The organism is Alteromonas sp. M12, from assembly GCF_037478005.1.
GTDB classification, from domain to species: domain Bacteria; phylum Pseudomonadota; class Gammaproteobacteria; order Enterobacterales; family Alteromonadaceae; genus Aliiglaciecola; species Aliiglaciecola lipolytica_A.
In genome coordinates this window covers 4,805,139-4,817,599 of the sequence record NZ_CP144164.1, presented here as the reverse complement: position 1 = coordinate 4,817,599, position 12,461 = coordinate 4,805,139, and the positions used below count along the sequence as shown (strand labels likewise).

Here is a 12,461-nt window from a genome sequence, read left to right as displayed (position 1 = left end):
CTAATGGTCGTGTGATGCGCCAGATTTTTCAATGTCGGCTTTAATGATGTAGCTATTATTGGTGACGTACTCTGTGCCTGCATTAATGCCGCCAAGCACTTCAACCCATTCGCCTGCTTCACGACCCAGCTCCAGCATTCTCACTTCGTATTGCTCGCCAACCTTGGCATACACAACGGTAAAATCCCTGAAAGCCTGCAACCCAACACGCTTAACGGCTAAGGGCACATCAAAGGTTTCTACTTCGATTAATGCAGATATAAACGCACCTTCACTTAGTCGTCCCTCGGTATTGTCGACTTCGGCAAGGAATAATCGAGCTTGATCATCTCGCATAGTAAGGCGATTTCCACTTATAACCGTGGGAATTGAAGTGTTCAGGCCATTGACCATCAAGGTAACCGGAGCAGATTGTTTAACCGACATAACGTCCATTGGAAAAACGGCAAGCTCAGCAAGCAGTTTGCTAGGCTGAGTAATTTCAAGCAGGGTACGTTGTCCCGTTTGTTCGCCGCTATTGGCGAGCTGCTGAGTGATAACGCCCGCAATCGGGGCTTCAATTTGATTAGACTGTAAGCTTTCGTTACTTTCGATGGTAAGCAACAGCTGCCCTTTTTTGACTGTATCCCCCAAGCCAACGTGAACTTGTTTGATTTCACCTTCAAAACGGGCGTTAATTTGGCGCTTCGCATTCGCAGGTAATACTAGCTTTCCATAAACTTTAATCGTCTTATGTAAAGTGGCGGCACCGACTATTTCAGTATCAATTTCCATCGCTTGTGCGACTTTGGCTTCAATCAGTGTGCGGCCTTCAAAATTGTCATATTGCCACGAATAGGTTTTACCCTGATAACCTGCGCTGACTGACACAATAAACGAATGCGGCTCGTATATTACCGTGTCACCTCGCAGGTAATCACCTTCGGCTCTGAAGTTGATATCATTAATCTGATCACCCAAGCGGGTGAGTTTGATATTTAATTCGACTTTTTGAGGGGCAACGGGTTTTTCACCTTGTGTCACCCACACTCTGAATTCGGGCGGAACACCAGTTTCAAAAATGGCCAGTTCAATTGCAAAATCACCTTCTCGTAACATTCTGCCGTTGTGTGGACCTTTTTCTGGCTCTGGCTCATCTGCTGCTGGGGACGATTCGGCCATTGCCAAAATGGGGGTTAGCGCACAAGCTATTCCAAGTTGACACAAAAATACAAAAATAAAGAGTCGTTTGTTCATTTTTTTCTCACTTAATTGGAAAGGCTTGCACCGGTAAGGCGCTGAATTTCGATGTGTTGAAGGTGTATGGCCTGATAGGCATCTAGCAATTGGGCTTGGGTACTGAGCAGTTCTTGTCGAATAGACGTCCATTCTAAATAACCAAGACGGCCTATGTCGTATGCTCTATTGGCTTCATCAGAGGCTTTTTCTAGCAAGGGGATCACCCTGTCCGTAAGGGTGTCTATGACATGTTTGCTATGTTTCATGTTTTGCAATAATACGAACAGCTGAGTATTGAGTTTACGTGCCAACACATCAGCTTGGCTTTGATATTCGGCTTGTTTTGCTTGAATTACCTGTACATCACCTAAGCTACGTGCGTCATTACCAAATGGAATGGAAATCCCTGCAACTAAGCCAAAATCATCGGTAGATTCATAACGTCTTATTCCAGCTGATACCTGCCATTTGGGTTTAGCTTCGATGCGAGCGAGTTCTATTTGCGACTGTGCAATGCGCTGTTGATTAGCAAAGGCCAATAAAGCTGGATGTGCTTTGAGTTTAGCTAATTGTGTAGGTAGGTTTTCGATGACAGGTACATCTAGTAAATCACCTTGAGGCACATATTGGTTGGCTTCGCCACCCCACTGTGCAACCAACTGGTAACGACTCGCTTCCAATTCATGCTCTAAATCTTCAACTTCGAGACCTCGCCGTACTAGCTCTGCTTCGGATTGTAGCTGTTCAATGGATAGGCTTTTGCCTGCCTCAACTCTGCGCGTTATGGCAGACAACGCGTCATTAGCCTGTTGCTCAGCCAGTTTAGCTAGTTGTAGTCGCTGCTCTAAAATTAGTGCTTCAATGAACAGTTTTGCGGTGTGTGCAGAAATATCTAAGGCTTTTATATCCCTTTCAAAATCGACTTGTGTTGCTGCGTTTTTAGCAGCATTCACGCGACTATCGATAGCACGATATTCCAGCACCCAAGCAATGTTCAGCGTGCTTTGGGCTGCACCGAAGTTACTATGTGTGCCGGTTCCCATTGCATCTTCAATCGTTAAACCAATAGTTGGCCTCGGCAGAATTTTAGCTTGCTTTACCCTTGCATTTAGCGCTTCTCGCTGATGAGTAAACACTGTCATTTCAGGATGCTCTGACAATGAAAAGCTGATCGCTTGGGACAAGTCTAAGGCTTGTTGATTACTCATATCTTGCGCATGTGCTAACGATGGCAGTATCAGCAGCAAACTGGCAAACGGTAAGCAAAACCACAGTGTTTTCCTAATTAAAAACCGAGCCGCAATCGGTTTTAAAATTAAGCAAAAATCTAACTCGCTGTGCATGTATTATTCCTTAAGAATGAGTAAAAACGGATTCGACTAGATGATGAGTGGCATCAACAGCAACGATCGTAAAGCAGAGCATAACCATCATAAAAGCAATGGGTACAATAACTGGCAGTGATTTTCTGGTGGGCGTTAATAACTGTTGTACGCGTTGCGAAATATCATTACCACCAAAAAAACTAAGGGATGTATTTGACGCATTTTTTGGTAAAACGGTGTTCAACCTAACTACTTTGACAAGCGTAGCTGCAACATCTTCAGCAGAGTGGCCTATTACTGTAGATTGATCTGCAATGTGCTCGGTCAATAACGCGTACTTTTGATTTAAAAGCTGGGCGAGTCTTTTGGGGTAATAGGCAGATAAAAAAGCTATCAATAGTTTAGTTAACGGATCTCTATTGCGAGCGTGGGCAAGCTCATGCTCCACAACAATATCCAGTTCTTTGTCACTAAGGTTATCTGCCATCCCTGTTGCGACGTAACAAACCGGCCGAAAAAATCCTGCCGTAAATGCGGTAGGAATATCACTGTCTATTATTTGGACATTGTGTTGGCCTTGAGACTGATCCTCGGCTATTGAAAAATGTTTTAATGTATTAATCGCATTTCCTTGTCGATACAGCTGTGTGCCTTTAACAGCAATCAAAGCAATACTAAACAAGACAAACAATACAACCGAAACCCCATGCCAACTGCTAAATTGAAAAACGTATAGATGATGCCAATGCACCACGCTTTCCACCCAATTATAAATGGCCGTTCCTTCAAACAACGGACTAAAGAAAAGCATGGTCATTAGACCTAACACCCAAGGACCTAACACCCAAGTCAAAATTAAGGTTTTCTGTGATTGGATAGAATAAGAACCGATAAGTTTGCCAAAAACTGTCCAAGCGATAGTGAGCAATAATGCCCCCACGAAGAATCCAAGCAGAGCAATGGTAATAAGATTCATGATGACGGCAAAATCGCTAATCAGCACTGCTATCACCTTTTTTAAGTTGCTGACGTTGTATTTCAATTAGCTGCTCGAGCTGGTCAAGTTGCTCTTCATCCATTTCTGTAGAAACTGACGAAAAAGCAGCAATCAAGCTATTTTCCCCCTTGCTGACAAAATCACTGGCGACGCTATCAATTAACCTGGCAATTAAGTCATCTCTTGCTATCTCTGCACGGTATAGATATGCGTGCCCTTGCTTTTCACGGCTTAACAAGCCCTTTTTAAAAAGGCGTTCTAGTGCACTTTGCACCGTATTCAGTGAGCTATCGCGCTGTTTTGAAAGTTCAGCATGGACGTGTTTAACATCCACGCCCGGCGAAGACCACAAATATTGCAACACTTGTTTTTCGAGTTCACCGAGAAACATAGAATGCCCTTTATTAATTTTCATCATGTGTTTATACTGCCAGAATGAAAACCGATAGGCAATCGGTTTTAACATTGAAGGTAAAAATATGGGTTGGATAATTACCAAATATCTACTCACCGCCGGAATTATAGTTGGCGTTTCTGAAGTTGCTAAACGTAATGACAAGTTTGGGGCGCTACTTGTAGCACTGCCAACAGTCACTATTTTGGTGGTGATTTGGCTCCACTTGGAAGGGCAGCCGACCATAAAGATTGCTAATCATATGCGGTACACGTTTTGGTATGTTTTGCCGTCGTTGCCATTATTCCTGATTTTTCCATTAGTAATAGAACGTATTGGTTTCTGGGCTGCACTTTTTACTGGCTCAGTGGTGTCTATTATAAGCCTATTCGCACTGACGTTGATATTGAGACGCTTTAACATTTATTTGCTTACTTTTTCTTAAGTGAAGGTAGCGTAAGCAATTTTAATTAAGTCTAGGTTGATTTTGAAAAGGAGAAATTAAAACCAATGGTAAAACTCAACAGCACTATAATGCTGCTCTTAATGTGCTATTAATGATTATTTTAGGAGGATGCAGTTCGACATCTGTACAAACTGAAATTATTAATGTTCCCGACCAGAAATGGCGGATTACCAGCGTTTCTGTATCCGAAAATAAAGATAACTGGCGGGTAACAGGTCGATTGAACTCCCCTAATATTTTTGGTTTACCGGACGGGCATATTCTCGTTTCAATTCTGTTAGAAGATGGAGTGATACTCGATCAGAAAAAAGCCGACTACAGAAAGATTCTTGGCGGCGCGGGACGGCATAGAAGACATCAATTTGGCGTCGCTTTATTCGCTATAGACTTTAAATCGATTCCCGAGCATGCCAATGTAGTAGCTGAGTTTCAAATTACTAAATCTAATGTAGTAATTAAAGCTGCTGAATCAAATGTTGTTACTCATTCATCATAATTGTATTGAAGAATGGTTTTCAAAGCATTTGTGGATTTGATGCAATTGCTGTTGATTCGCTCGCAAACTCAGCATTTCCGCTCCTCCAAAGGACAGTTCAATTTCTTAGTGATACTGATTGTGAAAAAATCTCGGTCTATTATCAGCTGACTCCTTATTAAAGCCCCTACTTTTTGGGTGAATAACAAACGTTGATAATTTCAAGTCTACTTATAAATACTCCTCAGTAAATGATCAACGAGTCAGTACTTTTAGTCTTATCAGTCGTCATCCAAGAAGAGCTTAGAAACTTTATAATGTCATAAGTTTTTGACTCACATGTAGTGTTCACTAAACAATGTTCAAGATTAATTAATAATATTTTCACTTTTTTAAGGTGCTCAACTATTTCTAAGTTGGAATATATAAATCAAATTGCAATCTCATCTCATCCTGCGACACATATAGCCTCCAATTATTTTTTGATATTTCACCTAAATCATAAAGGATGAACATAATTATCAAATTGAATTTTTTTGTCAATCATTTCCTTTTAAATCAATATCTTAGTGTGAAATTTAACTTTTATTTCACTAGGTTTTAGACTAATATATCAACACTTTGAATGGTGAGAATTCCCAATATGGTTAGCAAAACGGCATCAAATCTCGCTGGTCTACCCTCGACTTCACTAGACTACGAAATATTTACAACCACACTAAATTCATTTAGCTACAAAACTCCTGTTGTAGCAATTGATGAGCATGGTGAACCTCAGGTGTCGCTTGCTAAAAACTATCATGTTCACATCAAGCAAATTACATTTCTAAATCTTGTCGGTAGAGACAAAAAAGGCAATATTGTTTCTTATCAGCCATTGGAGCAAGTAAACCGTTTTCTTATGGCGCATCACATCGATGACGGAAGAGAGGAGTCGGATCAATACGCAAAAGGTCTAACCCACTACTTTTCATTTCTAATACGTCTACAAGAAAAGTGGGATGAAGAATACGATGAATATTTGTTTGATGAACTCGTTGATTTGCCCCGCCCTGTCTGGAATTTTATGGCGTCTCGCAAAGAGCAACGTATTACATATCAGTATCGGGCTGCATTGAAGCATTCGGTATTAAAAGAGCCTGACTCCAAATTATCACTTGCTAGAACAACAGCCTCCGCTTATATGAACGCGGTTGTAAAATTCTATTCGTTTCATCTACGTAACGGCATCAAATTCAATAATCAGCCTTTCGAACATGAGGTCGTAAAGCTACATTTTGCGGCGGGGGCATCTAGCATGAAAGCCTACATGACCAAAGATATACATACTTCAGATCTTCGACTTAACTTCCCGAGGAGCAAACGCAATAGTGGAGAAGCTGGAGAAGCTGGGAGAAGAGATTTGCGCCCACTAACTAATCAACAATGGTCAGATGTTGAGATGATCCTGCTAGGTACCAAGCGCGTGATAAAAAACGTTAAAGGCCATTTGCGGTTTGTAAGTTTAGCCGAAGAATATTGCCTTTTCTTTTTGGTCTGTCGATTTACCGGTCTAAGAAAAGAAGAGGCGGCGAGTTTGCACAGTGGTCAAATTGTAAAGCCACTTTCAAACAAACCTATGCTTAGGATTGGAGTAGGCGATGAATATGGCTCATTAACAAAATCAAAAGACGGTACCAATAAATCTAGAAAAACGATTATTCCTAGCGCAATTATGCAGTTGGTTTACGAATATACCCGTTCACCTCGTTATCTCAAGCGATTAAAGAAATTCAGAGAATTGTGCAAAGCAAAGAGGGATAAGGAAGAAACCGCTTTTTTTGATAGTGTCGATGGGGTTGACGAAAATAAGAATTATGTGTTTATCAGTGCTTCAGGAAAACCATTTTTTCTAAAGTTAAACGAGTTAAATAATCGCTGGAGCGAAGTACGCGACACTGTAACTATGATTTCAGGTCAAAAAATGAAGGAGTCTATTCATAACCTTCGCCCTACTTTTGCTGTGGCATTATTTAGAATTCTATTGCGAAAAATGACTACTGATAAAGCCCTAGCGGCGGTCGCTGAAGTTCTCGGACATGACGATATGGACACAACATTAAAATACTTGAAGATTGCACAGGATGAGCCCACAGGCGATGAAATATATGAAGATGTGTTAGATTTCATAGGTGTTTTTGATGATTTTGATGATGCAAAGAGCAGCGTCACGCCTATAGGTTTATAGAATCATGACTGAAATCATCGATTCTCAAGATCCAATAAAAGAAGGGAAATAAATGCGCCGAAAACCCGCAGTTGTTGCCAAGGAAATGGTTTCTCCTTTAGCTGCCCTCGAACCAATAAATATTGATGATATGGTTTTAGCAAGCGAGACAAAGGGTCGCTCTCATTTTAAACGCCTTAAGTATCATGGTTGTCCGTCTCGGCTAAATGGGGGGCATCATCATAAACTGCTTGATATGAATAGAGATTACTTTGTTCGTCAAATGTACCGACTTTATAAACCTAATTTTAATGCCACTTGGAAAACGCATTTTGATAACCTTTGCAAGTATATAGGGTGGTTGGATACCGCTAAAAAGCGCTCAATTGAAGGGGATTATTTTCACAACGATTTAGTAAAGATGTACATGCAGCAATGGGATACATGGGTTAAGCAGAATAAATATTCGAAAGCCACCTGGATGGTTTCGAAAGCGTTGTTTTCAGCGATTTACAAGGTGCAAGGCCGATATGATGATGCAAAACGATTACCATCAATCAAAGGATTGCACAAAGGGGCAAATCCTCACAAAGGTCTTCACGTTGAAAGTGAATTAAAGCCAACAGCTAAGGCATTGTTTAGAGGATTTAAGGCCTTAGCTCTGCACATTGAAGAAGATTCTGTTCCTTCTATTAATCCAATATGGGATGAACAACTACTAAACTCACAAGCGAAAAAACATGGGTGGGGTGCTGTTCAAAGAGGAAGAAAAGTTAATGCGTTCAAAAATAGTGTAGTTAACGGCAAAGGAAACTGGCGAAATCAACTGACGCGCATTGCGATAATGATCTGCTTTATGTTCACTGGCATGAATACTACGCCAATGCTTAAAATGAAGCGAAAAGATGTCAGGTTTAAGCAGATACAAGGCGGAAAATATATCTTTGATGCTGAAAAAGACCGAGCGCAACATTTAGAAATTGATAATGCAATAGGTTTTAGTAAGTACTCTAAAGAATTTATAGAACGCTGGTTAGAGTTGTCAGCGAAAATTGCCGGCTTTAATCACAACGCACCATTATTTCCTTTTATTAAGCCCAATGGCAAAATTGTGAGTTTTCATATCACAAGTGGTTCGCCTCAAGCACCGGTCAACAAGTTGCTTTGTTATCTTGGACTAACGCCAATCACTTCGTCTGTCCTACGTAAAACAAAACTCGATACGTTACAGAAAGTGACTGAGGATATCTATCTTGTCTCGATCGCGGCAAACAACAGCGTAGTAACTATAGCTAAAAACTATAGCGCAGGCTTGGAGCAAGACCATCAGCGCAACCTTGCAGCTTCAATGGACGCCACATTCGAAATAGTTAAAGGAAGGCCTGTTAAGGATGCCGTTTGTGAGGCAAAACATAATTATCATGATGTATTAAGTGAATACGACTACAAAAAGCTTCGTAGCGATCAAAAATCCCCTAAAGATAGTCTGACGCCGAGTGGAGCAAGGTGCATAAACAATAAACAAGGCGCAGCGAAAATCATTGATAAAGCTTTAAAGCGAAGTGGTATAAATGTTCCAACTGAAGAGGCTATTTGTACTGACTTTTTAGAATGTTTTGGTTGTGAACATAGTGCACTTGTTGCTTCGGTGAATGATATTTGGCTAATGTTATCTTTCAAAGAGACACTAATTGAAATGAGACTATATCCAGCCATCAATTCTTTACCCAAATCCCAGTACGAAGAGCTATGTATAACAATCGAAGCTATCCTTGCTCGTTTTAAAGAGGTGTCTGAAAAAAATTATATTCAAGCGATTAGTCTAAAAAAAACAGCAAGCCATCCACTTTATTCGACACCGCACAGTCTTAATGACCTTCTGGACACCTTCTCATGAAAATTAATACGCAAAACTGTCTTCAACAGTCAGAAGAAGCAAGTTTACTTGGAGATCCCATAACATTCACTTCCGATGGAAAAGTTCTATCTCGACGTTACGAAGACAGATGGGACTTTTCAGGAGTAGAAAGTAGGGCTAGTGGCAAAAAGCCTATCGTCTCCTTTATAGCAATAAATTCCATATACAGAAAAAAGATTCAAGATACTTTGGCTGACCTATATTTTTTCTTGAAAGACAAAAACTCACAAGCGCCTACGTCTGGCCAGTTGCACTCATGGAAGGTGGGGATGAGCCATTTAGCAACTGCCTTAAAAACGACCCAGTGGACTGAAATAGACAAGAGGATTGGATTCAGAAATTTTAAAGCGAAGCTAAAACAATTAAAGCTATCAAAAAGTAGCTTGGATAATGTTGTTAAGGCATTAAATAAATTGTTTGAAATTGGGGTTGTTAAGCGAATCATCGATGGTCGAGAGCTACTTGCACTTAAAACCTCAAAAAGGACTAAGCAACATATTGCGGTGCCCCTTGGCATGTATAAACGACTTTTGTCTCGTGTGATTTCAAATGTTGAAACCTACCATCCACATCGTCATGAAATATCCCGAGTGATGAAAGATGCTTATGACATCAAAGAGAAAATACGCAATAAGGAGGATGTACTGAACGATGGTTTAGGTCGACCTATAATATCTCATAGTGAAACAAGCCAAGAACAAAGAGTATATAGAGCATATAAACGACTAATCAAACATAATATCCCTGATTTTGTTATCGATTTAAGCGGGAAACAATTGGGGGTTATACAAAACTCGTGTGCCATGGCGACTGTGGCTTTTTCGGGAGTTCGTGTTGGTGAATTGACTAGTTTCAATGCGAAAAGCTACGATACAAAAGAAGCAGATGGTGGCAAGGAAATTCCCGTGCTTATTGGCACGACTTCAAAGGATAGCAACGGTACACCTAGAACAGCAACATGGCAGACCCACCCCATAACGAAAGGTGCTTTGGAGTTAGCTTACGATATGATGGATTCATCTCGTGACTACTATAAAAGGAAAATTGAAACTATGCTTGAAAGCGGTCAGTTTACTGTTGACCATTATCAGCATGCGATTAGAGAGGTAGAGTCGGCATTTATTCCAACAGCCAGAGGGAAACAAAAAAACACTTTTGTATCGCAAAATATGTCTTATGTCTTCAACGAGTTAATGAAGTCCTTTGATATAAAGGCGACCGAAGAAGACGTTGAGGAATTTAATACGCTAAACCCTACGCGTGAAGGGACCTTAAAAGTCGGAGGTTACCTGCCTAAGTTGACACCTCACGACTTCCGTAGAACGTTTGCTGTGTTTTTCAAGCGCTACGGATTTGGTACTGCTGCCAGCATCAAATTTCAATACAAACACGCAAATTTGAATATGTCAGATTATTACGCAAATAATGCTGATTTGATGAGAATGAAAGATGTGCTAATGGATAAGGATTTGTTGCAACTTATGCAAGAGGAAGGGATTAAGCTCGGTATTGAAATCTACGACGATATTTATAATAAATCTCAACACTTGAGCGGCAAAGGTGGTGAACGTATAGCTAAGGATAAATTTGAAAAATTAAAATCTGGACACAAAATATTTATGACTTTAGCTGAGATTGAATACTGTGTTCGCAACGGCAGCATTGCGGTCGTTCAGCTGCCGAACGGTGCTTACTGTACTAATGGTGATTGTGAAAGACTTTGTGGAATGGGGTTGTTATCCGGAGCGAAAAGCAAGTGTGTTCATACTGTTAACACGGATAAATCAGCTAAAGAGATGGCAAGGCAACGTAAACGTTTGATTGACAAATTCACAGGGCTAAATAAGGGAGACGTCAACTGGAATAGTATACTCGTGCGCCTAAAACAAAATATTAAAGAGCTAGAAGTTGTGCTTCGAGAGCACGAGATTAAATTTGAATCGTTTGACGATAGAGTGGAAGGGTTGATCAATGTCTAAGCGAGATCTCACTGAACGCCGGCTGCACGAGGCCTTGCAAAGATTGCTTCAAGGGTTCCCCAAACGCACTAAATCAAGCGGCAGACTGACGTTAAATAAAATTAATAAAGAAGCTGGATTGGGCAACAGCTATATTCATAAATTCCCTGATTTTTGCGAAAAAGCAACACCACAAATAGATGAGTTCAACAAAAACAGGGATGCAATATTAGAGGGTGGCGTCATTCTACCTACCTTGAATGTAACGCTGGAAGAATCACTGAAAGCAGACCTTAAACGAGAAAAATGTTTAAAAGAAAAGTATCGTCAAGAGCGGGATGATTACAAAAAAGCAAAGGGTGACTTGGAAGCACTTTGCAATTCATTGATGTTCAGAAACTACGAACTTCAGCAAGATTTGCGTGAGTATATCGTTACTCCTATTAAGGCTGAATATGGACAGTAAAAAATTAAACTCAGCATTGAGCAATATTGAATTATGGTTGAGTAAGCAAATGCTTTACTACAGTGCAAATCTTAAAAAATACTTCATCGGCTATTATGCCGGTATGGGTAATTTTGATGTAAATGAGTTACCAAATGAATATCAAGACCTGTTTCTCAGTTGTGAGTTGGAAGACGAGGAAAATAGTCGTTTAGTGTTATCACAATTATCACTAATCAGTAAAAAAACACAAGGAATCATGCCTTATACGACCTCACTAGCAAGAGTCCTATCCTCAAAAATTTACGGATTCGAACATGATGCAGGCTTGATCTCGGCAATCCGCTTTGCCTCAATAAAACATAAAAATCAGAAAAGAAAGGCATCCGGCGAGCCTTACGTTAACCACTTGCTTGAAGTTGTCCAACTCATTAAATTTTTCGAACCTACATCGAATGAGGCAACCCTAATAGCAGCAACTCTTCACGATATCGTTGAAGATACAGCCGTCATAATTGAAAGTATCGAATTTCTTTTTGGTTCAGAAGTGTCAGAATTGGTAACCGAATTAACGTGTGACAATCTAGTCAATTCGGATCACAAAAAAAGCATTTTACTCGAACAAATAACAGCAGGTAGCGATCAAGCAAAGGTTATTAAGTTAGCGGATGTAATTTCAAACGTTTCTTCGATTCCAAATCAGTGGTCAATTGCTCAGAAACAAAAATATATATCTTGGTGTAAGCAAGTCGCCAACGTATGCGCTGTGGCTTCGCCAAGGCTCTATGAAAATTTTCAACAAATTGTAGATAAATCGCAATAATATGGTAGAGCACTGCATGACAGCTAATTACTAGCTTGTACCTCTAATTGAAAGGCGCTCTTATTTATTAATTTGCTACGCCATTTTGCCGTGCTAGTCTTTTAATATGCGGTTTCTTGAGATGCTTTAAGTCCACCAAGCAACAACATTTGGTGTAATGAGCGAGTTTTTAAAAGGTGGATTCAGGTACCAGATAGTCACAACATATTTAAAGTAAATCTCTACAGTTATATGCT

The 12,461-nt window shown here is 40.2% G+C and carries 11 protein-coding genes; 7 read left to right on the top strand and 4 right to left on the bottom strand.

From position 1 onward, the window contains the following. Genes VUI23_RS20700 through VUI23_RS20685 form a run of 4 tightly spaced genes read right to left on the bottom strand, consistent with a single transcriptional unit; the run spans position 1 to position 3,931 of the window. Positions 1-1,236, bottom strand: coding sequence for an HlyD family efflux transporter periplasmic adaptor subunit (locus tag VUI23_RS20700; protein ID WP_342805862.1), 1,236 nt, complete (start codon positions 1,234-1,236; stop codon positions 1-3). Positions 1,237-1,247: 11 nt separating this feature from the next. After that, entirely contained in the window at positions 1,248-2,561 is a 1,314-nt protein-coding gene (locus VUI23_RS20695; RefSeq protein WP_342805860.1) for a TolC family protein, read from the bottom strand. A gap of 10 nt (positions 2,562-2,571) precedes the next feature. Next, positions 2,572-3,546: a M56 family metallopeptidase gene (locus tag VUI23_RS20690; protein ID WP_342805858.1), complete on the bottom strand. Its 975-nt coding sequence runs from the start codon at positions 3,544-3,546 to the stop codon at positions 2,572-2,574. Continuing rightward, positions 3,536-3,931, bottom strand: coding sequence for a BlaI/MecI/CopY family transcriptional regulator (locus tag VUI23_RS20685; protein WP_342808331.1), 396 nt, complete (start codon positions 3,929-3,931; stop codon positions 3,536-3,538). Before VUI23_RS20685 ends, VUI23_RS20690 begins: the two co-directional genes overlap by 11 nt. Before the next feature lie 88 nt (positions 3,932-4,019). On the opposite strand from VUI23_RS20685, the gene VUI23_RS20680 reads away from it, so the two are divergent. From VUI23_RS20680 to VUI23_RS20650, 7 genes are all read left to right on the top strand, one after another. After that, on the top strand, positions 4,020-4,379 hold the full coding sequence (locus VUI23_RS20680) for a DUF3147 family protein (RefSeq protein WP_342805856.1): 360 nt from the start codon (positions 4,020-4,022) through the stop codon (positions 4,377-4,379). A 112-nt stretch (positions 4,380-4,491) separates the two neighbouring features. After that, on the top strand, positions 4,492-4,896 hold the full coding sequence (locus VUI23_RS20675) for a hypothetical protein (protein WP_342805854.1): 405 nt from the start codon (positions 4,492-4,494) through the stop codon (positions 4,894-4,896). Between the two features lie 622 nt (positions 4,897-5,518). After that, complete coding sequence (locus VUI23_RS20670) at positions 5,519-7,102, top strand: site-specific integrase (RefSeq protein ID WP_342805852.1); 1,584 nt, start codon at positions 5,519-5,521, stop codon at positions 7,100-7,102. Between the two features lie 52 nt (positions 7,103-7,154). After that, positions 7,155-8,978, top strand: a complete 1,824-nt coding sequence (locus VUI23_RS20665) for a hypothetical protein (protein WP_342805850.1) — start codon at positions 7,155-7,157, stop codon at positions 8,976-8,978. Then, positions 8,975-10,978, top strand: a complete 2,004-nt coding sequence (locus VUI23_RS20660; protein ID WP_342805848.1) for a hypothetical protein — start codon at positions 8,975-8,977, stop codon at positions 10,976-10,978. The genes VUI23_RS20665 and VUI23_RS20660 overlap by 4 nt, the downstream gene beginning before the upstream one ends. After that, positions 10,971-11,423 carry a hypothetical protein gene (locus VUI23_RS20655; protein ID WP_342805846.1) on the top strand — a complete coding sequence of 151 codons (453 nt, stop codon included), beginning with the start codon at positions 10,971-10,973 and terminating at the stop codon, positions 11,421-11,423. The genes VUI23_RS20660 and VUI23_RS20655 overlap by 8 nt, the downstream gene beginning before the upstream one ends. After that, positions 11,413-12,225 carry an HD domain-containing protein gene (locus VUI23_RS20650; RefSeq protein WP_342805844.1) on the top strand — a complete coding sequence of 271 codons (813 nt, stop codon included), beginning with the start codon at positions 11,413-11,415 and terminating at the stop codon, positions 12,223-12,225. The genes VUI23_RS20655 and VUI23_RS20650 overlap by 11 nt, the downstream gene beginning before the upstream one ends. The last annotated feature ends 236 nt before the right edge of the window (positions 12,226-12,461 follow it).